The sequence below is a fragment of the Variovorax boronicumulans genome (assembly GCF_009811375.1).
Taxonomy (GTDB): domain Bacteria; phylum Pseudomonadota; class Gammaproteobacteria; order Burkholderiales; family Burkholderiaceae_C; genus Variovorax; species Variovorax boronicumulans.
Window position 1 is genome coordinate 303,768 of sequence record NZ_BKDH01000004.1, and the last position, 25,645, is coordinate 329,412.

25 protein-coding genes are annotated in these 25,645 nt (G+C 64.9%); 19 read left to right on the forward strand and 6 right to left on the reverse strand.

Annotated features, from left to right (window positions below):
* Positions 1 to 79: 79 nt before the first annotated feature.
* Entirely contained in the window at positions 80 to 1,045 is a 966-nt protein-coding gene (locus VHAB30_RS26460; protein WP_159279144.1) for a hypothetical protein, read from the forward strand.
* 26 nt (positions 1,046 to 1,071) lie between these two features.
* On the opposite strand, the gene VHAB30_RS26465 is transcribed toward VHAB30_RS26460, so the two are convergent.
* Positions 1,072 to 1,746 (reverse strand): response regulator transcription factor, encoded by a 675-nt coding sequence (locus VHAB30_RS26465; RefSeq protein WP_056575150.1) that lies wholly within the window; start codon positions 1,744 to 1,746, stop codon positions 1,072 to 1,074.
* Positions 1,747 to 1,808: 62 nt separating this feature from the next.
* The gene (locus tag VHAB30_RS26470; protein WP_159279145.1) at positions 1,809 to 2,294 is read right to left on the reverse strand and encodes a MarR family winged helix-turn-helix transcriptional regulator; all 486 of its coding nucleotides are present in this window, start codon (positions 2,292 to 2,294) and stop codon (positions 1,809 to 1,811) included.
* A gap of 146 nt (positions 2,295 to 2,440) precedes the next feature.
* On the opposite strand from VHAB30_RS26470, the gene recA reads away from it, so the two are divergent.
* From recA to VHAB30_RS26485, 3 genes are read left to right on the forward strand one after another with little or no spacing between them, the layout of a single operon-like run.
* Positions 2,441 to 3,550 carry a recombinase RecA gene (gene recA / locus VHAB30_RS26475; RefSeq protein WP_159279146.1) on the forward strand — a complete coding sequence of 370 codons (1,110 nt, stop codon included), beginning with the start codon at positions 2,441 to 2,443 and terminating at the stop codon, positions 3,548 to 3,550.
* A 60-nt stretch (positions 3,551 to 3,610) separates the two neighbouring features.
* The gene (recX, locus tag VHAB30_RS26480) at positions 3,611 to 4,084 is read left to right on the forward strand and encodes a recombination regulator RecX (protein ID WP_095747317.1); all 474 of its coding nucleotides are present in this window, start codon (positions 3,611 to 3,613) and stop codon (positions 4,082 to 4,084) included.
* A 13-nt stretch (positions 4,085 to 4,097) separates the two neighbouring features.
* Positions 4,098 to 4,496, forward strand: coding sequence for an SRPBCC family protein (locus VHAB30_RS26485; protein WP_235926924.1), 399 nt, complete (start codon positions 4,098 to 4,100; stop codon positions 4,494 to 4,496).
* Positions 4,497 to 4,508: 12 nt separating this feature from the next.
* On the opposite strand, the gene yiaA is transcribed toward VHAB30_RS26485, so the two are convergent.
* A complete protein-coding gene (gene yiaA / locus VHAB30_RS26490) occupies positions 4,509 to 4,949 on the reverse strand; it encodes an inner membrane protein YiaA (protein WP_062482786.1) in 441 nt (146 codons plus the stop codon).
* Between the two features lie 114 nt (positions 4,950 to 5,063).
* Here yiaA and VHAB30_RS26495 point away from each other — a divergent pair, with 114 nt between their 5' ends.
* The 3 genes from VHAB30_RS26495 (at position 5,064) to VHAB30_RS26505 (ending at position 8,438) form a co-directional block, all read left to right on the forward strand.
* A complete protein-coding gene (locus VHAB30_RS26495) occupies positions 5,064 to 5,786 on the forward strand; it encodes a hypothetical protein (RefSeq protein WP_159279148.1) in 723 nt (240 codons plus the stop codon).
* Between the two features lie 133 nt (positions 5,787 to 5,919).
* The gene (locus VHAB30_RS26500; protein WP_159279149.1) at positions 5,920 to 6,870 is read left to right on the forward strand and encodes a bestrophin family protein; all 951 of its coding nucleotides are present in this window, start codon (positions 5,920 to 5,922) and stop codon (positions 6,868 to 6,870) included.
* 68 nt (positions 6,871 to 6,938) lie between these two features.
* Positions 6,939 to 8,438, forward strand: a complete 1,500-nt coding sequence (locus VHAB30_RS26505) for a succinate CoA transferase (protein WP_159279150.1) — start codon at positions 6,939 to 6,941, stop codon at positions 8,436 to 8,438.
* 62 nt (positions 8,439 to 8,500) lie between these two features.
* Here VHAB30_RS26505 and argC read toward each other — a convergent pair whose 3' ends face one another.
* Positions 8,501 to 9,424, reverse strand: coding sequence for an N-acetyl-gamma-glutamyl-phosphate reductase (gene argC, locus VHAB30_RS26510; protein WP_159279151.1), 924 nt, complete (start codon positions 9,422 to 9,424; stop codon positions 8,501 to 8,503).
* A 207-nt stretch (positions 9,425 to 9,631) separates the two neighbouring features.
* Here argC and sucC point away from each other — a divergent pair, with 207 nt between their 5' ends.
* The 12 genes from sucC (at position 9,632) to VHAB30_RS26570 (ending at position 23,531) form a co-directional block, all read left to right on the forward strand.
* A complete protein-coding gene (sucC, locus tag VHAB30_RS26515; RefSeq protein ID WP_056575181.1) occupies positions 9,632 to 10,798 on the forward strand; it encodes an ADP-forming succinate--CoA ligase subunit beta in 1,167 nt (388 codons plus the stop codon).
* Between the two features lie 10 nt (positions 10,799 to 10,808).
* Positions 10,809 to 11,702 carry a succinate--CoA ligase subunit alpha gene (sucD, locus tag VHAB30_RS26520; RefSeq protein ID WP_056575184.1) on the forward strand — a complete coding sequence of 298 codons (894 nt, stop codon included), beginning with the start codon at positions 10,809 to 10,811 and terminating at the stop codon, positions 11,700 to 11,702.
* 116 nt (positions 11,703 to 11,818) lie between these two features.
* A complete protein-coding gene (locus tag VHAB30_RS26525) occupies positions 11,819 to 12,502 on the forward strand; it encodes a TerC family protein (RefSeq protein WP_062475329.1) in 684 nt (227 codons plus the stop codon).
* Between the two features lie 29 nt (positions 12,503 to 12,531).
* Positions 12,532 to 13,341 carry a Stp1/IreP family PP2C-type Ser/Thr phosphatase gene (locus VHAB30_RS26530; RefSeq protein ID WP_159279152.1) on the forward strand — a complete coding sequence of 270 codons (810 nt, stop codon included), beginning with the start codon at positions 12,532 to 12,534 and terminating at the stop codon, positions 13,339 to 13,341.
* A gap of 73 nt (positions 13,342 to 13,414) precedes the next feature.
* Entirely contained in the window at positions 13,415 to 14,065 is a 651-nt protein-coding gene (locus VHAB30_RS26535; protein ID WP_159279153.1) for an FHA domain-containing protein, read from the forward strand.
* A 72-nt stretch (positions 14,066 to 14,137) separates the two neighbouring features.
* Entirely contained in the window at positions 14,138 to 16,396 is a 2,259-nt protein-coding gene (locus VHAB30_RS26540; protein ID WP_159279154.1) for a CHASE2 domain-containing protein, read from the forward strand.
* Positions 16,397 to 16,425: 29 nt separating this feature from the next.
* Entirely contained in the window at positions 16,426 to 17,229 is an 804-nt protein-coding gene (locus VHAB30_RS26545; RefSeq protein WP_159279261.1) for a 3',5'-cyclic-nucleotide phosphodiesterase, read from the forward strand.
* A 201-nt stretch (positions 17,230 to 17,430) separates the two neighbouring features.
* Positions 17,431 to 17,901, forward strand: a complete 471-nt coding sequence (locus VHAB30_RS31240; protein ID WP_159279155.1) for a pilin — start codon at positions 17,431 to 17,433, stop codon at positions 17,899 to 17,901.
* A gap of 81 nt (positions 17,902 to 17,982) precedes the next feature.
* Complete coding sequence (locus tag VHAB30_RS26555) at positions 17,983 to 20,070, forward strand: glycosyltransferase 87 family protein (RefSeq protein WP_159279156.1); 2,088 nt, start codon at positions 17,983 to 17,985, stop codon at positions 20,068 to 20,070.
* A 143-nt stretch (positions 20,071 to 20,213) separates the two neighbouring features.
* Positions 20,214 to 21,452 (forward strand): glycosyltransferase family 2 protein, encoded by a 1,239-nt coding sequence (locus tag VHAB30_RS26560; RefSeq protein ID WP_235926925.1) that lies wholly within the window; start codon positions 20,214 to 20,216, stop codon positions 21,450 to 21,452.
* A 99-nt stretch (positions 21,453 to 21,551) separates the two neighbouring features.
* A complete protein-coding gene (locus tag VHAB30_RS26565) occupies positions 21,552 to 22,598 on the forward strand; it encodes a class I SAM-dependent methyltransferase (RefSeq protein ID WP_159279158.1) in 1,047 nt (348 codons plus the stop codon).
* Between the two features lie 45 nt (positions 22,599 to 22,643).
* The gene (locus VHAB30_RS26570; RefSeq protein ID WP_159279159.1) at positions 22,644 to 23,531 is read left to right on the forward strand and encodes a glycosyltransferase family 2 protein; all 888 of its coding nucleotides are present in this window, start codon (positions 22,644 to 22,646) and stop codon (positions 23,529 to 23,531) included.
* 26 nt (positions 23,532 to 23,557) lie between these two features.
* Here the strand turns inward: VHAB30_RS26570 and VHAB30_RS26575 are convergent, their stop codons facing one another.
* Positions 23,558 to 24,484, reverse strand: a complete 927-nt coding sequence (locus VHAB30_RS26575) for a glycosyltransferase family 2 protein (RefSeq protein WP_159279160.1) — start codon at positions 24,482 to 24,484, stop codon at positions 23,558 to 23,560.
* A 33-nt stretch (positions 24,485 to 24,517) separates the two neighbouring features.
* Positions 24,518 to 25,597: a methyltransferase domain-containing protein gene (locus VHAB30_RS26580; protein ID WP_159279161.1), complete on the reverse strand. Its 1,080-nt coding sequence runs from the start codon at positions 25,595 to 25,597 to the stop codon at positions 24,518 to 24,520.
* Positions 25,598 to 25,645: the final 48 nt, after the last annotated feature.

Here is a 25,645-nt window from a genome sequence, read left to right on the forward strand (position 1 = left end):
TGACGTTTCATTGACAAGGTGTGACTGGTTGTAGCCTTGACGTGCAGTTTCTGCAATTCAAAAACATCAGGGAGAAATCATGAAGCAAAAGACCGTGGGCGGCTGCCCCAAGCCGCTCTGGATGGCCGCGACCGTGTTGGCCGCCAGCGTGGGTGTGACTGCATGCGGCGGTGGAGGTGGCGGAGGCGGCGGTGGCATGCCGATGCTGCCGATCGCACCGGTTCCGGCGCCCGCCCCCGCGCCCTCCCCAGCCCCGGCGCCCGCGCCCGCACCGGCCGAGAACCGCGCCGCCGTGCCGGGCTCCGAGCCGTCGCCCTCGCTGAGCGCGCCGCAGCCCGGCTCCACCGCCGCGGTGGGCAATGACAGCGAAGGCATCTACGCGGGCGTGCGAGGCATTGCCTTCGTCGGCACCAACGGTTCGTTGGCAGGCAGCTTCCTCGGGGGCACGATGTGGGGTTCGCTGAAGGTCACGGGGCTCGACTGGTCGTTCAACCCGGACACCGAGTTGTATGTTCCGCCCAACGCATATCCGGTGACGGGCTCGGGCACCTTCGCGCCGAAGAAGTCGGTGGATGGCACCTACGCCTACGACAACCGCAGGCCGTCCGATGTCGGCCCGCTGGCCTACACGATCGAGAACGCGCTGGCGGTGTCGCAGGCGAGCATGACCGGCACGTGGTCCAACACCGACAGCAGCCCGAGCCTGGGCGTGACGGTGCAGGTCGATGGCCAGGGCGTGTTCACCGGCAGCACGAGCGGCGTGCAGATCGGCCAGTGCACGCTCTCGGGCACCGTCGCCCTGGCGCAGCCCGGCTCGGCCAAGAACATGTACAGCCTCACGCTGAAGGCCGTGAATGCCGCCACGGCCAGCACCAACGATTGCAAGCTCACCCCCGCCGCCACCGGCAGCTATGCCGGGCCGGCCATCATCGGGCTGGTGCCGGCGGGCGTGTACGACAGCAACGGCTACTTCCGCAGCCTCATGTTCCTGATCCGTTCGAACACCGGCGCCACGCTGCTCGTCAACCTGCGCAAGCAGCCCTGACGGCATTTCGCGCGGGCAGGGCACGCTCAACCGGGAATCTTCTCGAGGCAGTAGCCCAGCCCGCGCACCGTCGCGATGCGCACCGGTCCCTTCTCGATCTTCTTGCGCAGGCGGTGGATGTAGACCTCGATGGCGTTGATGCTCACCTCTTCGCCCCATTCGCACAGCCGGTCCACCAGCTGGTCCTTGCTGACCAGCCGGCCGGCGCGCTGCAGCAGCACCTCGAGCAGGCCCAGTTCGCGCGCCGACAGCTCGATCATCTTGCCGTCGATGGTCGCCACCCGGCCGGCCTGGTCGTAGACCAGCGGGCCGTGGCGGATCGCGTTGCTGGTGGCGCCCATGCCGCGCCGCGTGAGGGCGCGCACGCGCGCCTCGAGCTCCTGCAGGCTGAAGGGCTTGGCCATGTAGTCGTCGGCGCCGTGGTCCAGGCCCTTGACGCGCTCTTCCACGCTGTCGGCCGCCGTGAGCACCAGCACCGGCAGCTGCGAGCCGCGTGCGCGCAGGCGCTTGAGGATCTCGATGCCGTGCAGGCTGGGCAGCCCGAGGTCGAGGATCAGCAGGTCGAACTCGCTGTGGGTCATGAGCGCGGTGTCGGCCTGCGAGCCGTTGGCCACATGATCGACCGCCGCGCCCGAGGTGCGCAGGCTGCGCAGCAGGGCATCGGCCAGCACCTGGTCGTCTTCGGCAATCAGTATTCGCATGAGCCACCTCCGGCGGATTCAGGCGCCATGCCGGCGCAGTTCACATTTGTCTCAACGCGAGTCTAGCCCGCTGTATAGGCTTCGAGTCCGATGGTTACCACGGTGGCGATCTCGTCGCCCACGCTGGCGCGGAACTCGCGCTCGGTCTGCGTCACGGCGCGGCGGAAGGCGTCCAGCCAGGCCAGCCCGTCGGCCGTGAACAGCACGCGCCGCGCGCGCGCGTCGAGCGGGTCGGGCCCGCGCGTGACCAGCCCCCAGGCCTCGCACTGGTCGACCAGCGTGCCCATGGCCTGCTTGGTCATGCCGGCGCGCTCGGCCAGCTCGGTCAGGCGCGAGCCCTCGCGCGCCAGGTGCCGCGTGATGTGGATGTGCGCCGCGCTCACCTGCGCGCGCGCCGCCAGGTTGGACAGCGCCAGCGGCACGTCGATGTCGTGCGCCATGAGCGCCAGCACACGCTCGTCGAAGCGGCGCATCGCATGGCCCAGCAGGCGGCCCAGGTGGGTCTGGCGCCAGGCGTCGGGATCGGTGGGAAAGGCGGAGTCGGCCATGGCCTCAGATGGTAAGGCAAACTGACTTTAAAGTGGGTTTGCGAAACGTCATGAGCCCCTACACTACTGTTCAAGCATCCAGCCTGTGGTTAAAAGCAGATGGATGAACCCCGACACAAACCGTTGATATTCAAGGAGATTTCCACATGGACGCAGTCGTCAAGGGCGCAAGCATCTCGGTCGCCAACAGTGAAAAGGCCAAGGCCCTGCAGGCCGCGCTGGCCCAGATCGAAAAGCAGTTCGGCAAGGGCACGATCATGCGCCTGGGCGAAGGCGAGGCGCTGGAAGACATCCAGGTGGTGTCCACCGGCTCGCTGGGCCTGGACATCGCCCTGGGCGTCGGCGGCCTGCCCCGTGGCCGCGTCGTTGAAATCTACGGCCCGGAATCCTCGGGCAAGACCACGCTCACGCTGCAGGTGATTGCCTCCATGCAGAAGCAGGCCGGCACCTGCGCCTTCGTCGACGCCGAGCACGCGCTCGACGTGCAGTACGCCCAGAAGCTCGGCGTGAACCTGTCCGACCTGCTGATCAGCCAGCCCGACACCGGCGAGCAGGCCCTGGAAATCGTCGACTCGCTGGTGCGCTCGGGCGCCGTCGACCTGATCGTGGTCGACTCGGTGGCCGCGCTCACGCCCAAGGCCGAAATCGAAGGCGAAATGGGCGACTCGCTGCCCGGCCTGCAGGCCCGCCTGATGAGCCAGGCGCTGCGCAAGCTCACGGCCACGATCAAGAAGACCAACTGCATGGTCATCTTCATCAACCAGATCCGCATGAAGATCGGCGTGATGTTCGGCTCGCCCGAAACCACCACCGGCGGCAACGCGCTGAAGTTCTACGCCTCGGTGCGCCTGGACATCCGCCGCATCGGCACCATCAAGAAGGGCGACGAGGCCATCGGCAACGAAACCAAGGTGAAGGTGGTGAAGAACAAGGTGTCGCCCCCGTTCAAGACGGCCGAGTTCGACATCCTGTTCGGCGAAGGCATCAGCCGCGAGGGCGAGATCATCGACATGGGCGTGAACGCCAAGATCATCGACAAGTCGGGTGCCTGGTACGCCTACAACGGCGAGAAGATCGGCCAGGGCCGCGACAACGCCCGCGAATTCCTGCGCGAGAACCCCGACCTGTCGCGCGAGATCGAGAACAAGGTGCGCGAGTCGCTAGGCATTCCGCTGCTCGCGGCCGACGCCGGCACCGAACCCGAGAAGGCCGAGAAGCCCGCCAAGGCCTCGAAGTCCGACAAGGCGGCGGAGTAAGTTCGAGATAAGCGGCCTTCGCGCAGTGCGTGGGCCGCGTGAGCGACCCACCACCCCCGAATGGCCTTCAGTGCCCCCTCCCTCAAAGGCCGCGCCCTGCGCCTCCTGAGCCAGCGCGAGCATTCGCGCGCGGAGCTGGAGCGCAAGCTCGCGAAGCACGAGGAAGAGCCCGGCACGCTGGCGAAGGCGCTCGACGAGCTGGCAGCCAAGGACTTCATCAGCGAGCCACGCGTGGTCGCCTCGGTGCTGCACCAGCGCGCCGCCCGTTCGGGCGCGTTGCGCGTGAAGCAGGAGCTGCAGGCCAAGGGCATCGCGCCCGAAGCCATCGCGCAGGCGGTGGCCGGCTTGCAGGAGACCGAAGTCGAGCGCGCCACGGCCCTGTGGCGCCGCCGCTTCGACGCGCCACCCGCCGATGCGAAGGAGCGCGCGAAACAGATGCGATTCCTGATGGCGCGCGGTTTCTCGGGCGCCGTCGTGTCCAAGGTGCTCAGGAGCGACTTCGATGACCCAAGCGACGACCCCAACGGCGAATGAAGGCGACGCGGCCTTGTCCCGCGTCATCACGCAGCGCGTGCAGTGCGAATGGCGCGACGCCTATGCGCTCGCGTCCGATCCGAAGCGGCTGCCCGACTGGGCCAGCGGCCTCGCGAAGAGTGCGCTGGTGCCGCACGGCGACCACTGGATCGTGCGCACGCCCGAAAGCGGCGAGGCCCGCATGCGCTTTGCGCCGCCCAACGACCTGGGCGTGCTCGACCACTGGGTGGCGCCCGAAGGCGTGCCCGAGGTCTACCTGCCGTTTCGCGTGATCGGCGTGGCGCCTGGCGTGTGCGAGCTGCAGTTCACGCTGCTGCGCCAGCCGCACATGGACGACGCGGCCTTTGCGCGCGATGCCGGATGGATCGCGCGCGACCTGCAGGCCCTGCGCCGCCTGCTCAAGGCGGGCTGAGCCCGGCCTGGCTTACTCGGTGGCCGTGACGTCGTCGGCCAGCGGGTTCTCGGCCTTGTACGCGGCGATGTCGCGCACGTTCTTCTGCACCGCCACCGCGCCGAACAGGCTCAGCAGGAAGGCCATGGCGTAGAAGCCCTTCTCGCTGGCGGCCAGCGAGGCGTTGAACAGGCCCACGGCCAGCAGGCCCACCGACAGCAGCAGCGAGACCCAGCACAGGCCGAAGTAGATGCCGGTGACCGAGATGCCCTCGAGCCGGTCGCGCACCGTCTTTTGCAGCGACACGGCCGAGAACAGGCCGTACATGAGGATGGTGAAGTAGTAGCCCTTCTCGTTGAGCTGCATCGCGGCATTCCACAGCCCGAGCAGGTACACGATGGCGCCGATGATCAGCGCGGCCCAGGATGCGGCGACGAATGCGCCGGTCGGTTTCTGAAACTTGACGGTTCCCATGACGATCCTCCTCGTTGTTGTGTGGCGCGATTATGGTGCGGGAAGGCGGTGGCATGATCGCCAGCGACCGGCCTCGCAGGAGGCGGCTTTCCAGAAAAACCGGAGGAACCCTTCATGTCGTCGCCACCCGCCCACCCGCAGTCCCTCGTTCGCACCGGCGCCAAGGCCGGCTTCGCCTTCGCCGGCTCGGCCATCAAGGGCGCGCTGATCGGCCTGTTTCTCGGCGGCGGCGTGTTCTTCTACTACCTGACCCAGCTGCAGGGCCCGGGCATCCCGGCGGCGCGGGCCGGTGGCGCGGGCGCCATCCTGGCGCTGATCATGTCGCCGCCGCTGCTGGTGGCCGTGCTGCTGTCGCTGTTCGTCGGTGTGTACTTCCTGCTCGGCGTGCAGCGGGGCCGCGCCCGCGCGATGCAGCACCTGGTCGCGGCGCGCGGCGAGGCCGTGTCGCAGCGGCTGGGCGACGCGATCGCGGGCCGCATCGAAGCCATGCCGCGCACCCACGGCGGCCTGCAGCGCGTGGCCGACTGGCTCTCGCCCGACGCCCTGTGCCAGCAGCTCGCCCCGGTGCTCGGCGAAGGCCGGGCCGTGCGCGCGGTAGTCGGCTTCGTGCTGGGCCGCCTGCCCCTGAGCGACATGCTGGCCGAGTGGCAGCAGGAGCGTGCCGCGCACGGTGCGACGACGCCGGCGACGGGCGAAGACCCGGCCCTGCGCGCCCTGCTCACGCGCCGAATCCACGAGGTGCTGCAGGAGATGGCGACGCCCTCGCGCAAGCTCTTCTACATCGCGCTGGTGGCGCAGGCCGTCCTGCTGGGCGTGGGGCTGTGGCTCGTGCGCTGAGCCCGACCGTCTTCGTTGGTCTTGAGGCGTGCAGCTGCTGCGGCGCTGACGCCTCGGCGACAATCAGCGCCCGCGCGGGCCTTGCGGTGTGCGCGGCCTCCATGCCTGCCTGTCTCCCCTGCCCCCCGCTTTCATGATCGTCCGGAAACGCCCGTCCGGGCTCAAGCTGTTTCTGTCCTGGCGGGGCTCCGTCCTGCCGCGCATCGCCGCGGCGCTGACGCTCAATGTGGTCGTGGCCATCGTCGTCACGGTGCTGCACGGGCGCTTCGGCTCCATCAAGATCCCGCTCGGCACCGTGCCCTTCGCGCTGCTGGGCCTGCCGCTGGCGATCTTCCTGGGCTTTCGCAACACCGCGGCCTACGACCGCTTCTGGGAGGCGCGCAAGCTCTGGGGCGAGGTGATCCTGCGCTCGCGCAATCTGGCGCGTCAGTGCCAGAGCCTCATCGACGGCGATGCGCCGGTGAACGCCGGCGCCGACACCGTCCGCCGCCTGGACGACCTGCGCGTGCGCATGACCCTGCGCGCCGCCGCCTTTGCCCATGCGCTGCGCCACCAGCTGCGCGGCACCGACGCCGCGGCTGACACCCAACCCTTCCTGCGCGAGGCGGAGTGGCAGGGCCTGACCCAGGTCGCCAACCGGCCGCATGCGCTGCTGATGCACATGGGCGCCGACCTGCGCGAAGCGCTGCGCGCGCGGCGCATCGACCCGGCGCTGGCGGCGGGTGTCGACGGCACGCTGTCGGCGCTGAGTGCGGCGGCCGCGTCGTGCGAGCGCATCCTCAGCACGCCCATTCCCTTCTCGTACACCCTGCTGCTGCACCGCACGGCGTACCTCTACTGCTACCTGCTGCCCTTCGGGCTGGTGGACTCGGTCGGGTTCATGACGCCGGTGGTGGTGCTGATCGTGGCCTACACCTTCTTCGGCCTGGACGCGCTCGGCGACGAGATCGAGGAGCCCTTCGGCACCGAGTCCAACGACCTGCCGCTCGAGGCCCTGTGCCGCACGCTCGAGATCGACCTGTGCCAGTCGGTGGGCGCCCCGGCGCCGGCGCCGCTGGTGCCGGTCGACTACTTCCTGCGCTGACACCCGCCGCGCGCGCGGTGCCGGCTTTTCTTTTCCCTGCCTGACGAAAGAAAGACGTTTTGTCCCCCATGCCGCACGAAGACCGCATCCGCCTGCCCGCCCTGCGCAGCAGGATCACCACCGCCGAGGCCGCAGCCGAATGGATCCGCGACGGCATGGTGGTCGGCATGAGCGGGTTCACGCGCGCCGGCGACGCCAAGGCCGTGCCGCTGGCGCTCGCGGCCCGCGCGCGCCGCGCGCCGATGAAGATCACGCTCATGACCGGCGCCTCGCTCGGCGGCGACGTGGACCGCCAGCTGACCGAGGCCGGCGCCATCAGTCGGCGCATGCCGTTCCAGGTCGACACCGTGCTGCGCCAGGCGATCAACCGCGGCGAGGTGATGTTCATCGACCACCACCTGTCGGAAACGGTCGAGATGCTGCGCACGCGTCAGATCCCGCCGATCGACATCGCGATCATCGAGGCCGTGGCCATCACCGAGACCGGCGCGCTGGTGCCGAGCACCTCGATCGGCAACAGCGCGAGCTTCGCGATCCTGGCCGACAAGGTGATCGTCGAGATCAACACCTCGCAATCGACCGCGCTCGAAGGGTTGCACGACATCTTCATTCCGAAGCACCGCCCGCAGCGCGAGCCGATGCCGCTGGTGGCGCCGCACGACCGCATCGGCACCAGCGCCATCCAGATCCCGCCCGAGAAGATCCTGGGCATCGTCATCACCGACAAGGCCGACAGCACCTCCACCGTGCTGCCGGCCGACGCCGAGACCGCGGCCATCGCGGCGCACCTGGTGGCCTTCTTCGAGCGCGAGGTGGCGCAGGGCCGGCTCACCGAGCGGCTGCTGCCGCTGCAGGCGGGCATCGGCACGGTCGCCAACGCGGTGATGTCGGGGCTGGGCGCGGGGCCCTTCGAGCACCTCACGATGTACTCGGAGGTGCTGCAGGACTCGACCTTCGACCTGTTCGACGCCGGCAAGCTGGACTTCGCCTCGGGCTCGTCGATCACGCTGTCGCCCGCGAAGGCACGGCAGGTGTTCGGCGACCTGGCGCGCTACAAGGACCGGCTGGTGCTGCGGCCGCAGGAGGTGAGCAACCACCCGGAGATCATCCGGCGCCTGGGCATCATCGCGCTGAATACGGCGCTGGAAGCCGACATCTACGGCAACGTCAATTCGACCCACGTGCTGGGCACGCACATGATGAACGGCATCGGCGGCTCGGGCGACTTCGCGCGCAACGCCTACCTGTCGATCTTCGCGACCAAGTCGGTCGCCAAGCAGGGCACGGTGTCGAGCATCGTGCCGATGGTGTCGCACGTCGACCATGCGCCGCAGGACGTCGACATCCTGGTCACCGAGGTGGGCCTGGCCGACCTGCGCGGGCTGGCGCCGCGCGAGCGGGCGGCGGCGATCATCGCCAACTGCGCGGCCGAGCCGTACCGCGCGATGCTGCAGGACTACCACGCGCGTGCTGTGGCGACCTGCGGCGGCCACACGCCGCACCGGCTGGAAGAGGCCTTTTCATGGCACGTGCGCTACCGCGACACGGGCACGATGCGGGCCGACTGAAAGCAGAAAGGCCGGTCCTTGCGGGCCGGCCTTTCCTTCTTGTCAGCGCTTGAAGCGGGGGCTCAGAGCGCCAGCATCAGCTTGAGGTTCTGCACCGCGGCGCCGCTGGCGCCCTTGCCCAGGTTGTCCAGGCGCGCGATCACCACGGCATGGCGGTGGTCCTCGTTCGGGAACACGCGGATCTCGAGCTGGTTGGTGTCGTTGAGCGCCAGCGCGTCGAGCTTGCCGTTCTCGGTCGGCGGCAGCACCTTCACGAACTGCTCGGGCGTGTTGCTCTTGGCATAGTGGGCGGCCAGGGCGTCCTGCAGGTCGCCGGCCCTGGGCTTGCCGGGCAGCAGGTCCAGGTGCAGCGGCAACTGCACCAGCATGCCCTGCTTGAAATTGCCCACCGACGGAATGAAGACCGGGCGGCGCGTGAGGCCGGTGTAGGTCATGATTTCGGGGATGTGCTTGTGCTTCAGGCCCAGCGCGTAGGTCTCGAACAGCGGCGCCTTGCCGGCCTCGTAGTCCTCGATCATGGTCCGGCCGCCGCCCGAATAGCCGCTCACCGAAGGCAGCGACACCGGGAAATCGGCCGGCAGCAGGCCCGCGTCGACCAGCGGACGCACCATGGCGATGGCGCCGGTGGCGTAGCAGCCGGGGTTGCCGACGCGGTCGGCCTGGGCCACGGCCTGCCAGTGGCCTTCGACGAGTTCGGGGAAGCCGAAGACCCAGCCCGGCGCGATGCGGTGGGCGGTCGAGGCGTCGATGATCTTGGGCTTTTGGCCCGGGAGCTGGTCGATCAGCGCGACCGACTCGCGCGCCGCGTCGTCGTGCAGGCACAGCACCACGAGGTCGACGCCGGCCATCAGCTCGCGCTTGGCGGCCACGTCCTTGCGCAGCTCGGGCGCGATGCTCACGAGCTCGATCTGCGGCATCGTTTGCAGCCGCTCGCGAATTTGCAGGCCGGTGGTGCCGGCTTCGCCGTCGATGAAAACCTTGGCCATATCGGAGTATGCGTAGGGTGGCTAGAAGAAAGTACGTATTGACCGCAACCGCGCATCAAGTATTGGTGCGGCGCACCATGATACAGTCCGCGGTTGTTCGCCGCCCCCAGCCGTCAGGCTGCCGTCGCCCGCGAACAACAGAGCAGAAACAACAGTCTCACTCCCGATCTCCCGTTCTCAACCTCCTCCTTCCGAGAGACATCCCTCATGAAGATTCACGAGTACCAAGGCAAGGAAATCCTTGCCAAGTTCGGCGTGCCGGTGCCGCGCGGCATCCCGGCCTATACGGTTCAGGAGGCGGTCGAGGCCGCCCAGAAGCTTGGAGGCCCGGTCTGGGTCGTCAAGGCCCAGATCCACGCGGGTGGCCGCGGCAAGGGCGGCGGCGTCAAGGTCGCCAAGTCGATCGAAGACGTCAAGAAGCTGGCTGGCGAGATCCTCGGCATGCAGCTCAAGACCCACCAGACCGGCCCTGAAGGCCAGAAGGTGCGTCGCCTCTACATCGAAGACGGCGCCGACATCAACAAGGAATACTACATTTCGGCCGTGACCGACCGCGCCACCCAGAAGGTGGCGTTCATCGCTTCGAGCGAAGGCGGCATGGACATCGAGGAAGTGGCCCATTCCACCCCCGAGAAGATCATCACGGTCTACGCCGACCCCAAGGACGGCCTGACCGACGCGCAAGCCAAGGAAATCGCCGACGGCATCGGCATGCCGGCCGATTCGACCGCCCAGACGGTCGACATCCTGAAGAAGCTCTACACCTGCTACATGGAGACGGACGCCTCGCTGGTCGAGATCAACCCGCTCAACCGTGACAGCAAGGGCAACGTCATGGCGCTGGACGCCAAGTTCAACTTCGACAGCAACGCGCTGTTCCGCCACCCCGAAATCGTGGCCCTGCGCGACCTGGACGAAGAAGACGCGGCCGAAGTCGAAGCCTCGAAGTTCGACCTCGCCTACATCTCGCTGGACGGCAACATCGGCTGCCTGGTGAACGGCGCCGGCCTGGCCATGGCCACCATGGACACCATCAAGCTGTTCGGCGGCGAGCCGGCCAACTTCCTGGACGTGGGCGGCGGTGCCACCCCCGAGAAGGTCACGGAAGCCTTCAAGATCATGCTGAAGAACAAGAACGTGGAAGCCATCCTCGTGAACATCTTCGGCGGCATCATGAAGTGCGACACCATCGCCACCGGCGTGATCGCAGCCTGCAAGGCCGTGAACCTGCAAGTGCCGCTGGTCGTGCGCATGAAGGGCACCAACGAAGTCGAAGGCAAGAAGCTGCTGGCCGAGTCGGGCCTGCCGATCATCAGCGCCGACACCATGGCGGACGCGGCCCAGAAGGTCGTGGCAGCAGTCAAGAAGGCCTAAGGAACAAGTCATGTCGATCTACATCAACAAAGACACCAAAGTCATCACGCAAGGCATCACCGGCAAGACCGGTCAGTTCCACACCGAGAAGTGCCAGGAATACGCGAACGGCAAGAACGCCTTCGTGGCCGGCGTGAACCCGAAGAAGGCCGGCGAGTCGATCTTCAACATCCCGATCTTCGGTTCGGTGAAGGAAGCCGCCACGCAGACCGGCGCCACCGTGTCGGTGATCTACGTGCCGCCGGCAGGCGCCGCGGCCGCCATCTGGGAAGCTGTCGAAGCCGACCTGGACATGGCGATCTGCATCACCGAAGGCATCCCGGTTCGGGACATGCTCGAAGTGCGCAACAAGATGAAGGCCAAGGAAGCGGCCGGCGGCAAGAAGACCCTGCTGCTGGGCCCGAACTGCCCCGGCCTGATCACGCCCGACGAAATCAAGATCGGCATCATGCCCGGCCACATCCACCGCAAGGGCCGCATCGGCGTGGTCTCGCGCTCGGGCACGCTGACGTACGAAGCCGTGGCTCAACTGACGGAAATCGGCCTGGGCCAATCGTCGGCAGTCGGCATCGGCGGCGACCCGATCAACGGCCTGAAGCACATCGACGTGATGAAGGCCTTCAATGACGATCCGGACACCGACGCCGTCATCATGATCGGCGAAATCGGCGGCCCCGACGAGGCTGACGCAGCCCGCTGGTGCAAGGACAACATGAAGAAGCCGGTCGTCGGCTTCATCGCCGGTGTCACCGCCCCTCCCGGCAAGCGCATGGGCCACGCCGGCGCGCTGATCTCGGGCGGCGCCGACACGGCCGAAGCCAAGCTCGCCATCATGGAAGAGTGCGGCTTCACCGTGACGCGCAACTTCTCGGAGCTGGCCAAGCTGCTCAAGGGCAAGCTGTAAAAAGCACACGTACCGCTGGCGGCATTCCCGCCGCTCGCATTACCACGCAGAAATGAAAAAGCGCCCGCATTGAGTTGCGGGCGCTTTTTTAACTACAACACAGTGGAATCAGAGACATGGAACTTCTTCAAAGCACGGACTTCTGGATCGGTCTGATCAAGATCGTCTGGATCAACATCATCCTCTCGGGCGACAACGCCGTCGTGATCGCCATGGCGGCGCGATCGCTGCCGCCCGCGCAACAGAAAAAAGCCGTACTGTTCGGCTCGGGCGCGGCCGTGGTGCTGCGCATCGTGCTGACGGTGGTGGCGGCCAAGCTGTTGGCGCTGCCCTACCTGCAGATCATCGGCGGCGCCCTGCTGCTGTGGATCGGCCTGCAGCTGCTCAGCGAGGAAGACGAAGGCGACGGCGAGTCCAAGGAATACGGCAGCATGTTCGCGGCCGTGCGGACCATCCTGCTGGCCGACCTGGTGATGAGCCTGGACAACGTGATCGCCGTGGCGGCCGCCGCGCAAGGCAGCATGGTGCTGCTGGTGTTGGGCCTGGCCATCAGCATCCCCTTGGTGATTTTCGGCAGCACGCTCATGATCAAGCTCATGGAACGCTTCCCGATCATCGTCATGCTGGGTGCCGCGCTGATCGGCTGGGTCGGCGGCGAGACCATCGTGAGCGACGTGTCGCTGCACGAGGCGCTGGCGGCCAACCCCTGGATGCACTACGTGGGCGCGATCGCCGGCGCGGTGCTCGTCGTGGCCCTGGGCCGCTTCCTGCAACGGCGCGCACGCGCTGCTGCGCACTGATCCCTTCAAAAAGCGAGCGCTGACAAACGATGGCAGGTGTTGGCGTTTCCCTTTTCTCCAGTCGACCGGCGCTGAGCTGGGAGTTTGCGGCGCTGACCGATGTCGGGCGCCTGCGCGCTCACAACGAAGACGCGGTGCACGTCGACCCGGCGCTCGGCCTGGCGCTGCTGGCCGACGGCATGGGCGGTTACAAGGGCGGCGAGGTGGCCAGTGTCATGGCCATTTCGCTGATGCACGCGAGCTTCGGGCGCTGGTTCGCCCAGGCCGGCATGCAGGCGCCCGCCCGCGTGGTCCGGCGTGCGCTGCAGGCGGCCACCGATGAGGCCAACGGCGCCATCCTCCAGGCGGGCATCACCCACGAAGAACTGCGGGGCATGGGCACGACTCTGGTGCTGGCGGCGTTCCGCCCCCAGCGCGTGGTCGTCGGCCACATCGGCGATTCGCGCTGCTACCGCCTGCGCAACAACAAGCTGGAGCAGCTCACGCGCGACCATTCGCTGCGCCAGCAGCAGCTCGACGCGGGTGCCATCACGCCCGAAGAGGCCCTGAACTCCCCCACCCGCAACCTCGTGACGCGGGCCGTGGGCGTGGAAGCCCAGGTGTTGCTGGAGATGCACGAGCACAGCGCCAGGCCGGGCGACCTGTACATGCTGTGCTCCGACGGGCTCAGCGAGATGGTGCCGGATGCGCAGCTTTTCACGCTTTTGAGCCGTGATCTGGGGCTGAAGGAGATGGCTTCACTTTTGGTTGCAATTTCAAACGACAATGGCGGACGGGATAACATTTCAGTTGTTCTGGCCAAGGCGGGCGTCAGCGAAGCGACCCGCGGGGCCATGTAGCAGCCAACCCAGGCGGCGGACCGTTTGCGCCGCCTGACGGTGCTGGATCTTTGCAAACGGGGAGTAATCGGCCATGCCGAAGATGATCATTTCGGTCGATGGCGTCGTCATCGGCCAAGTGGCGCTCGCCAAGAATCGCACGACGTTGGGCCGGCGCGCCTACAACGACATCGTGATCGACAATCTCGCCGTCAGCGGCGAGCATGCCGTGCTGCACATGAGCGGCGGCGAAGTCGAAATTGAAGATCTCAACAGCACCAACGGCACCTACGTCAATGCGCTGGCCGTCCAGAAGCAGGCGCTCCAGGACAACGACGTCATCGAGGTCGGCGGCTGCCGCATCCATTTCCGCTCGCACAGCAACCTCATGGCCGGCCCTGGCTCCGTGCGGGCCTCGCTCTCCGAGTATTCGGCGCCGATGCCGCTCTCGTCGGCGCCCACCGAATCGGGCGCGCTGGTCGAGCTGGGCGTGCCCGTGCTGCGCGTGCTCTCGGGCGCCAACGAAGGCCAGGACGTCCCGCTGCAGAAGGTGGTCACCACCATCGGCAAGCCCGGCGTCGCCGTGGCCGTCGTCACCCGCCGCCGCCAGGGCTACGTGGCGGCCACCGTCGTCGGCAGCGTCACGCTCAACGGCGCCCCGCTGGGCGCCGAAGCCGTCGCGCTGCAGGAAGGCGACGTGCTCGAACTCGGCGGCGCCTCGCGCATGCAGTTCCTCCGGATCTGAGCCGGCCCGGACGCCCTGCTCCGTTCCCCGTTTTCTCGCCGACAGGCATTTGTTGTCCAAGGCTGACCAGCCATGAGCGCATTGCGGCGGCACTGGCCGCGCATCGCCATCACGCTGCTACCGGTGGTGCTGGCGCTGCTCCACGCCACCGGCGCCTGGCGGCTGGGCGTGATCGAGCACCTGGACCATCTGATCTACGACGCCCGCCTGCGCGCCACCATGCCGGGCACGCCCGACACGCGGGTCGTGATCGTCGATGTCGACGACGCCAGCCTGGCGCGCGAAGGCCAGTGGCCCTGGCCGCGCGACAAGATCGCCAGCCTCACGACGGAACTGCTGGCCCGCCAGCACGTGGCCGTGCTCGGCTTCGACGTGATGTTTCTCGAGCCCGATCGCAGCTCCGGCCTCGGGCGCCTGAAGGAGATCGCAGCCGGGCCATTGAGCGGCGTGCCGGGCCTCGCTGCCGAAATCGACCAGCTCGCGCCGACCCTCGACCACGACGCCACACTGGCCCAGGCCCTGCGCGGCCAGCCCGTGGCGCTGGGCTACTACTTCACCCGCACCGAACAGCCCAGCGCCAAGGGGCTGCTGCCGGCGACGCCCGTGCTGCCGCCCGACGCCTTTCCGCCCCATGCTTCCTTCGTCACGCTCTGGAACGGCTTCGGCGCCAGCCTGCCGGTGCTGGGGCGCGCGGCGCCGGTCGCGGGGTTCCTGAACACCCTGGTTGGTGACGGCAGCGACGACGGCGTGATTCGCAGCGTGCCGCTCATTGCCCGCTACGAAGGCGAGCATGCGTCGCCCGGGCACTACGAGTCGCTGGCGCTGGCGGTGTACCGGCTGGCGAACGGCTCGCCGCCCGTGCGGCCGGCGCTCGTGGCCGGCGACGGCAACTTTCCGCGCCTGCAGGCGCTGGTGCTGGGGTCGCTGCGCATCCCGGTCGACCAGAGTGCCAGCCTGCAGGTGCCGTTCCGCGGCCCCGGCGGGCCGCGCGCAGGGTCGTTCCGCTACGTGGCCGCTGCCGACGTCCTCGAGGGCCGACTGGCGCCGGGCGAGTTGAAGGACAAGATCGTGCTGCTCGGCGCCACCGCGCCCGGCCTGCAGGACCTGCGCGCCACCCCGGTCGGCGCGGCGTTCCCGGGCGTCGAAGTGCACGCCAACATCGTCTCGGGCCTGCTCGACCGGCGCCTGCTGGCCGTGCCCGACTACGCGCCGGGCTACGAAGTGCTGACCGTGCTGACGGCGGGGCTGCTGCTCGCGTTCGGGCTCTCGCTGCTGTCCGCATCGCGCGCCGTGCTGCTCGGCGCCGGCGTGGTCGCCGCGCTGGTCGGCCTCAACACCTGGCTCTACGTCGGCCACAGCCTCGTGCTCCCGCTCGCGTCGGCGCTCGTCATGGTGGCGCTGGCCTTCGCGCTCAACATGAGCTGGGGCTACTTCGTCGAATCGCGCGCGCGGCGCGGGCTGGTGCGGCTCTTCGGCACCTACGTGCCGCCGGAGTTGGTCGACGAAATGCTCGTGCGCCCCGGCCGCTACAGCATGCGCGCCGAGAGCAAGGAAATGACCGTGATGTTCTGCGACATGCGCGACTTCACCCGGCTGTCCGAGCAGATGGCGCCGGCCGAGCTGCAGGCCTTCCTGAACACCGTCTTCAGCCGGCTCACCGAGGTGATCAGCGCGCACCGCGGCACCGTCGACAAATACATGGGCGACTGCGTCATGGCCTTCTGGGGCGCACCCATCGACACCCCCGGCCATGCCGCGCTCGCGGTGCAGGCGGCGATCGACATGGCGGCCGCCGTGCACGACATCAACCGCCAGCACCGTGCCAACGGCCGCCCCGAAATCAGCGCCGGCATCGGCCTGAACAGCGGCCTCATGAGCGTCGGCGACATGGGCTCGACCGCGCGCCGCAGCTATACCGTGGTCGGCGACGCGGTCAATCTCGCGTCGCGGCTGGAAGGCCTGAGCGGACACTACGGGGTCGAGATCGTGGCCAGCGGCGCCACCCGCGAGGCGGCGCCCGGCTTCGTCTGGCAGGAACTCGACAGCGTGCGCGTCAAGGGCAAGGCCCAGGCCGTTGCCATCTACACCCCGCTCGTGCCGGAAGCTGCGGCCGAGTCGCAGGACACACGGCAGCAACTCGACCGCTGGAGCCAGGTGCTCGCCGCCTACCGCCGCCAGGATTGGGCGCTGGGCCGGAACTTGCTGGCTCCCCTGCTCGCCGCGGATGCGAAAAAAGTCCTTTACCAGCTCTACGCCCAGCGTTTAGCCTCGATGGCGCTTCGCCCGCAAGACCCGGACTGGGACGGCGCCACCCGGTTCGACACCAAATGACGACAGACGCATACAAGGGGTCTTCCACAATGCAGGTTCGCGTGCTGGGTTGCTCGGGCGCCATCGCCAAGGACTGCCGCACCACCTCGTTCCTGGTCGATGCGGACCTGCTCGTGGACGCCGGCACGGGCGTCGGCGACCTCACCCTCGACGAGATGGCCGCCATCGACGACGTGGTGCTCACCCACTCGCACCTCGACCACATCGCCGCCCTGCCCCTGATGCTCGACGCCGTCGGCAGCCGCCGCCCCCGGCCCCTGCGCGTGCATGCTCTGGCGGCCACCATCGACGCGCTGCGGGCGCATGTGTTCAACAACGTCATCTGGCCGAATTTCGAACGCATTCCCAGCCCCGAATCGCCGTTCGTGAGCTTTCACGAGATCACGGTCGGGCAGCGCCTCGAGTTGGGCAGCGACGCCCCCAAGCTGATCGAGGTGCTGCCGGCCGTCCACACCGTGCCGGCCTGCGGCTTCGCCATCCGCCGGGCGGAAGGCGGCGCCCACTGGGTCTTCAGCGGCGACACCGAACGCAACCCGCCGTTCTGGGAGCGCATCAACGCGATCGACGTGGCGATGCTGGTCATCGAGACCGCCTTCAGCTCCCGCGAAGAGGCATTGGCCGAACGCAGCCTGCATCTGTCGCCGGTGGCGCTGGCGCACGAGCTGGCGCACATCGATCCGGGCAAGCAATACCCGATCTACATCACCCACACCAAGCCGGCAGAGACCGAGGAAATCATGAGCCAGATCGAGATGCTGGCGGGTCGGGAGGTGGCCGGGTTGGCGCAGCGGGACATCCGCTGGCTCAAGGCGGATGGGGTGCTGACCTTCTGACAGGGCCTGGTCGGGCATGACAAATTTGTCGACACAATTGGCATCTGAGTGCGAGTTGTGTCACATCATGTAACCATCTTGTGACCAAAGGCGGCCCGATCGAGGGCTGCAGGGTGGGGAAACCGGGTGGCACGGATGCTGCGGAAGGTTCCTCGCTCCGGGCTGGTTCCCGGGCTCTACAAACCAACCTGGAGTTAATGAATGAACCGTCGTTCTATCGCACGCAATGTGCAAAAGGGTTTCACCCTGATCGAATTGATGATCGTTGTGGCGATCATTGGTATCTTGGCTGCTGTGGCGCTGCCGGCGTATCAGGACTACGTCGCGAAGTCGCAAGTCGCTGGTGGCTTGGCCGAAATCACACCTGGCAAGGTGAACATTGAAGATCGCATCGCTTCGGGCACGCCGCCCGCAACGGTGGCAGACATTGGTCTCTCTGCGACCACCAAGCGCTGCGCTATCGCGATCGCCACGTTCACTGGTGCCACGGCCCCGGCCAACTCTGGTGGCACGATTACCTGCACGCTGATTGGTAATGCCCAAGTCAATGGCAAGACCGTCACCTGGACCCGCACTGCGGACACCGCCGGCACCGGCGGCACGACCGGATCTTGGACCTGTGCCACCAACGTGGCAAACAAGCTGGCCCCGAAGGAATGCCCTGGCGTGTAATTTTCGCCATCGCATGACGAGCCGCCTTCGGGCGGCTTTTTATCTTGTATTGCAAGCAGATAGGTCTCATCAGCAAAACTCATGACTGAGAGTTCACGCGCACTTGGCCGATCCGCCCTTTTCGCTGAAGCAGGCCGCCGTGGAGTTGGGGAAGGGCGTTTGCTGGCATATGCGATCTGCAGCATTCTGGCTATCACCTGGACTCTGCTTGCTGGCAAGGATGTGCCTTGGGATGCTTTGCACTACCACGTGTATGCAGGCTACAGCGTCTTCAACGAACGCTTGACGGTTGACCTGTTCCCGGCTGGCACGCAGACTTATCTGAACCCCTACTCTCATGTGCCGTTGTACCTGATGGTGGATGCGAGGTGGCCGGCGGTAGCGATAGGTGTCTCCTTTGCCCTGATGCAAAGCGTGATGCTATGGATGACCTGGGAATTGGCACGCGTTGTATGCCGGCGTCAAGGTGGCAACAGTTCGGGCATCGTTGTTTGGGCTGCGGTGGCCTTCGCGTTGCTCAACCCCGTTTTCTTGCAGGCGCTGGGATCTTCGTTCAACGACGTCACCACTGGCGCGCTTGCGCTGGGCGGCTACGTTGCTCTGGCTAGCGCATTCGTTGGAGGTCGACTCCACCTGGTCGCATTGGGAGGCGCCCTGCTTGGCGCCGCTTCTGCGCTCAAACTCTCGAACGCGACCTTTGCGCTCCTGCCTGCAATCCCCATGGTTGTGGGATGCGTTTCGACGCCACGCCGACGTGTGCGAGCGCTACTGACATTCGCTGTCTGCGCTGGTATCGCTGTGATTGCCGTGACTATGCCCTGGTCCATGCGATTGGAGCGCGCTTTTGGCAATCCCTTTTTCCCGATGCTTGACGGTCTATTTCGCGCATCGGATGCTGCCACGCCCAAGAGTCAACCCGAGAGTTCGCCTTGGCAATTGCTTGGGCAGTTGGTCGCCGGAATGAGGGATCCACGCTTCCTGCCGTCGTCATTGACCGAAGCGTTCGCGCGGCCGTTCGACATGCTTAGTGCGCGGCGCCTCATACATACCGAACCCTCATCACCCGATCTGCGCTACGCCGCTTTGGTGATGTTGGCGATGCTTGGTGTCGTGGCCTGGGGCGCGCGCCGCCGGTGGAAGAGTGCAGCTACGGCAATCAGTAGCCAGTCAAATCGTGCGTACGCATGCTTGGTCATTTCGCTTGCGGCGAGTTGGGTGCTCTGGCTGAGCATCAGCGGGAACAGCCGCTACTTCTCGCCCATGGCTTGCATCGCGGGCGTCCTACTTGTTGTGGGCCTGCATCGACTTCTGGCACCCGCGCCGCAACGGATACTGATCTATGTCTTGGCAGTCATGCTTGGCATGCAGATCGTTTTCCTGTGGCAAACGAGAGACCTTCGTTGGGGTCCCCAACCTTGGGGTGGGCAGTGGCTGCAAGTGAACGTACCGCCGCATTTGCAACTAGAGCCGCAGCTCTACCTTCCCTTGGATTCGCAATCTCAATCCTTCCTGCTGTCCTGGCTAGCGCCAGGCTCAGCATTCCTGGGAGTGGCCAGCGGGATTGGGCCTGACGGATTCGTCGGAAGTCGTGCGCGCGCGCTGATAGACGCCAATCTGTCGCGGCTTCGCATGGTCAAGCTTGTAAGAGAGTTCGAATCAGACGGCAAACCGAGCCGGCTTGTTCCAGCCAACATCGACTATCCACTTAGGCGCTTTGGATTGGAGATTGATCCCAAAGACTGCGAGTACATCAAGTACAAGGGCAATTCTGAAGCGATCGAGCGTGCTGACCTCCGTGCCGGACTTCGCAACGAAATTCAGCTCTATGCGTGTCGAGTGGTGCCCGGTGGCCGCTTGAGCCCTTTGGAGCTCGGCAGCAAGCGAGTTGCAGAACAAGTACTCGATGACGTAGAAGATGCATGCGTCGAGCTGTTTGGCCAACATCGACGGGGCAGCAGCACTCGCAGCGGCAATATCTGGCGTCGCACTTACGGCAGCGACTTGGCGCTTTGGGTGACCGACGGTGGATTGATCTGGTTCGAGGATCTCCTTCGTGGCGGCGGCGACCGGATCGCGATCGGACGAACTGACGACTGGCTCAAGGCACCACAGAAAATCAACTGCTGGCGCAAAGGTGGCAGAGCATATGTCGAGTTTGAGCAAAACTAGCAACGAGATCCAATGGCCAAATTCAAAGCGCAACATAGGTCAGCATTCGTTTGTGCAAGTCTTTCTCATGGATGCTAACTACATGAGAAGCCCGGAATTCAACTATGAGTAGTGCAGTTCTCAATCTGGCAAAGACTCCCCTCGTGGGCACGGTGCATCTTCCTGCATCGGGCAAGGCTTCGCCGATTGAGTTGACAGTCCTCATGCCGTGCCTCAATGAGGCACAGACGCTTTCGACCTGCATCGCAAAGGCTAAGGCATTCCTTGCACATGCGGGGATCAGCGGAGAGGTACTGGTGGCCGACAACGGCTCGACCGATGGATCGCAGGAACTGGCCGCATCGTGCGGAGCACGCGTCATCGACGTGCCAGTTCGCGGCTACGGCGCAGCACTGATCGCGGGCATCGACGCTGCTGTGGGCCGCTACGTCATCATGGGCGACGCCGACGACAGCTACGACTTCAGAACCCTTGCCCCCTTTGTCGCCGAATTGCGCCAAGGAAGTCAGCTCGTGATGGGGAACCGCTTTCGCGGAGGCATCTTGCCCAGCGCAATGCCTCCATTGCATCGCTACCTGGGCAACCCAGTGCTCAGTTTCATGGGACGGCTTTTCTTCAAGTCCAAGATTGGCGACTTCCACTGCGGCTTGCGCGGCTTTGAGCGCGAAGCCATTCGACAACTGGAGCTATGTTGTGAAGGCATGGAGTTCGCCAGCGAGATGATCGTCAAGGCATCCTTGAGCGGGCTGCGTGTCGCCGAAGTGCCGACCGTTCTTTCTCCGGATGGCCGAGATCGGCCCCCGCATTTGCGGACCTGGCGCGACGGCTGGCGGCATTTCCGATTTCTGCTGCTGTTCACGCCACGCTGGCTGTTTCTGTATCCGGGCGTGGTGCTGACCTTGTTGAGTCTCACGCAACTGCTGCTTGCGCACTGCCACCCGGTCAACCTGGGCCGCTGGCCGGTCGGCATCCATACCCAACTGTTCGCGGCCGCAGGCATGGTGGTGGGCTATCAGACCATGCTGTTCGCCATGGGCGCTGTACTTGCTCGGCATTGCGCGCGTCTGAATACGCCGCACCCGCGGGAACGATGGGCGCTGCGCGCGGCCGGCGGAGGATGGCTGTCGATCGGGGGAGCGCTTGCGACGCTGGCTGGATTGGCAATGTGTGCGAGCCTCACGTGGCAATGGGGGCGTACCGGCTTCGGAGCGCTGGATCCCGAGACCGCCATGCGGCAGATCATTCCCGGCGTTGCGCTGTTGTTGATGGGAACGCAATCGTTGTTGGCTGCGATTTTTTTTGCAGCGCTTCGAAGCGCTTTTGACCTGCGGCGAGGAGCCAGGCCTGCGCATGGCATCGAGCCCGAGCTCCCAGGGACATGAACGGTGTTGCAGGCCGGCCAACCGGCAGTCTGCGCTCCTGCATATCCTTGCTCCATTGAGCACTTCATCGGAACAGGCAAGTCTTGCCCACCTCTCAGCATGAGTAAAGAGAACAACCAGAGTCGTGATTGGCCATCCGAAGGTCTGGAGCATCTGCGCGCCTGCCCGATCTGCGCAGGTGAGCGCCGTCATTGCGTGCATCAGGGCTTGGCAGATCATTTGTTCAACGCACCGGGACGTTGGGATCTGTACGGCTGCGAGCAGTGCGGCACAGCCTATTTGGATCCCAGGCCCAATCGTCAAACGATCCATCTAGCGTATCAAGACTATGGAACGCACGAAAGCCAGTTGGACGATGACCCGGAACAGCCAGGAACGGATTGGCGCGGGTCTCTCAAACAGGCCATCCTGCGCGCATACATTCGCGTGCGCTTCAGCAGCAAGCCGTTCAAGCCGAGTGATGTCTTTGCAGGTGCGATGTGGCTTCGCCCATTCTTGAGGCCGCGTTTCGATGCGGCCATGCGGCATCTTCCTGTTTCGATCAAGCCCGGCACGGTGCTGGATATTGGCTGCGGAAACGGCCGTTTCCTGGCGTGGGCACGCGTCGCGGGCTGGCAGGGTTGTGGCACCGAATTCGACATACAAGCGGCGGCAGTCGCGCGCGCGAAAGGGTTCGATGTTCACGAAGGGCCTCTGGATGAATTGGTCAACAGCGGTAGCAAGTTTGATGCGGTCACCATCAGTCATGTCATCGAGCATGTGCACGAGCCATCCGCGCTCTTGCGAGCTGCGCGTCAATTGCTCAAACCAGGGGGGCATTTCTGGATCGAAACCCCCAACATCAATGCACGTGGCCATGCGTATTTTGGTGCGGGTTGGGCGGGACTTCATCCGCCACACCATCTCCAAGTGTTTGCACCAAAGGCGTTGGAAAGGCTGCTTCAGGACGCCGGGTTCATCGATATTCGTGTTGCTTCTTCGCAATCCGGCTGGCGGGCTATGGCTTCCTTGAGCCGACTGGCAGATCCGGCGCAAATGGGCAATATCCGTTCCCAGGCGATCCGCGAAGATATGGCGGAATTCCTGGGGCACAGCGATGCGGCACAGGGAGAGTGCATTACGCTGACGGCGACAGTGTCTGCCTGAATGGATCTCGGCGTGTCAATCCCATCGCAATCGACGTCCGAGTCCATGAGCGGCACAGTGTTCGCTGTGGTCGTTACCTACAACCCGGACGACAAGCTGGCCGACCGGTTGCAGGCCTTGCGCGAGCAAGTGCACGGGCTCTTGGTTGTGGACAACGGTTCAAACAACGCCGATGCTGTGCATTCGATGGCGTTGCAAGCTGGGTGCTCAGTGGTCCTCAACCTCGAGAACCTTGGCATTGCCGAAGCCCTCAATCAGGGCGCCCGTGCCGCCATTCAATTTGGAGCCGAATGGCTTGCGACCTTTGATCAGGACAGCCAGGTAGCTCCGGAAGCTATTGCGCAATTGCTGGCTGCTTCTGCGACATTGCCGCAGCTAGACCGTGTCGCGATCCTGGCCATGAGCCATCGCGACCGTGGGACAGGGCGTGATTACCATCGCGCCGGCGAAATCTTGAAGGAAACAGAGCAATGGCGGTCGGTGCGCACGACCATCACATCGGGCAGCTTGGTGCGCGTATCGGTTTTCCCCCAAGTGGGATTTTTTGATACACGGCTTTTCATAGATACAGTTGATCTGGAGTTTTGTCTGCGTTGCCGCAGCCAGGGACTGATGGTGATGGAAAACCGAGTGGTGATACTTGCCCATTCAATGGGGAATTCCACAACCCGTGTGATATTTGGATTCCCGCTCGTGCTGACTGGGCACTCTCCGCTACGTCGCTACTACATCACCCGCAACCAGCTTGAAATGTGCCGGCGCTTCGCTGGAGCCGACCTGCGTTGGGCGTTGGGAGCGTTCTGGGATCTGACAAGTGGTAGTGCAATTACCCTGTTGCTGGAGACTGAACGTCGCGCAAAGTTGCACGCGATGCTCTCTGGACTGGGTGATTTCATGCTGCGCCGCTTTGGACGGAGAACGCGGCCGTTGTAGACGCGTGTTGGCCGGCCCACAGTTCCTCATCGGGGGCGGCTGATCAGGCCTCGGCCGGTAATCCAGCTTCCCAGCAGAAGCAGACGCAGCAGCACATCGCCGACAAGTGATTGGCGAAAGCGCGCTGGGGTTATCAGCAGTCGCATGGCGGTTGTTGGTCTGCCGCTGTCGAAGTAAGTGTCCAGCAACTGTCGGTCCACCGCATTCAGTTCTGCCGCGTGTACAGCGCGAAAATTCTCGATCTGCTCGTACATGATGTGGACCCAGTTCTTCTTGCGGAGAAAGCGCAGGATCGCGAGGTAGCGTTCCATGCCGGAGCCCATTCCAATCGCATTGGCTCCATGCTGCCGATAAAGGATGGTGGGCTCGCGATCAACGACGACCTGGCCGAACGCCGCGATGACCAGGTACAGCCACCAGTCGTGAAAATAGATGCGATCCGGGTCGCCATATTGACGCGCCAAAGGCAGGGCCGCGCGATTGATGGCACAGGTGCAACCGGTCACGATATTTTCCGTCAGCGCATTGCGAAACGACGGTGGCCGCTCCCACATTGGCGATAGACCGAGGGGGAGCAGCTGTTCGTTGACCAGCCGAAGGCGTGAGCAATACAACGCGGGTTTGGCTTGCAGCGGTGCTAGGTGTGCGGCAGCTCGCTCGATCTTGTTCGGCAGCCATACGTCGTCCTGGTCGCTCAGCATGATCAGATCTGCGTCGTCGGGCGCGGTGTCGAGTAGCTTGAAGAAGCTTCGAACAAAACCGACGTTGGGTCCGTGGGTCACCACAATGCGCGGATCCCCGAGCGCTTGAATGCGTGCAACGGTTTCATCGGTCGATCCATCGTCGCGCACGATCACGCGCCCGCCAGCCGGCAATTGATCGAGGATGGAGCGAAGTTGCTCTTCCACGAGGCGCTCACCTTGCCACGTGGACATCAATACGACGACGTTCATAGGAACCTCCGTTCGCTGGCCCCCATATGCCCTTTAGCCCCGAACAAGGCTCATCACCTTGCCTAGGAAGCTAGTGACTTGCCACGAAACGGACTTGAACAATGTGGTGCCGCGCTCTCGCGCCTGTTTTTCGCGGGCGCGCTCGGTATCGAGTTCGGTCCTTAGCGAGGCAAGTTGCTCTTCGCAATTCGTCCGGCCTTCTGTCTTGCATCGCGCCGTCATCCTCATCGAGGGGAGTGTGGCAATCTGTCGATCAATGCCATCTCTGGTCATTGCATCTTGAAAGCGCAACAGCCGCAGCGGTCGAGTCGTCGTGTCGTCCATCGCCTTCTCACACCAGTCCTCGACGAATCTTCGAGGCTCCTGCCTCGTACCTTGGTCCGGAATCTTTTCCAGAAGAAGGGCGAACTCGATGGCTTGAGATCTGGGGAGATGCTCAGCGAAATACATCGAATTCAATCGCCAGAGCCACGCCCCCTCTGACATTCCGGCAACCAGCAATGACGCAAATTCCTCCGGACTCCATGCATGGACGTGAATGGTGCGCCTCCGATGCAATACGAATCGCGCCGCGTTCAACAGGCTGGGGTTGTACCATTCGCGGACTTCACGCGGATGCATTGGTGGTTGGTTGTAGATCGCCTCACAAAATTCACGAATGCTCGCTTCGTCGACTTCAGTCACACCCGCGCGATACTTTGCGAGTGGCACCGAAAAAGGTGTGGGTTTACGCATTGCATCGAAAGTTCGACTTCGGTCCGGCACGACCAAAAGTAACTTTCCCCCAACGCGGAGCACTCTGTAGAACTCTGCAATGACCTCAAGCGGGTTGGCGACATGCTCGATGACATGCGAGGCGACCAGTCCATCAAAAGAGCCGGATTCAAGTTGCGGCAGTCCTTCAGTATCGAGATCGACGTTGTAGTGAGCTTGAATGCCTGGCGGCTGCCCGATCAATTCGGGAAAGTTCTTGTCCCGCCCTCCTTCGACTGGGCGATCTGCATATTTGACTTTTGCGGTAGGCGCAACAACGAAGGGGCGGCTACCGGGGCCTACCTCCAGCACCTTGCCGTCGATAGAAAGGCCGATGAGATCGCGAGGGCTAGTACTCATGAGTCAATGGTATTGAGATGCAAGGGGCGCTCGATTCGCAACGCGCCT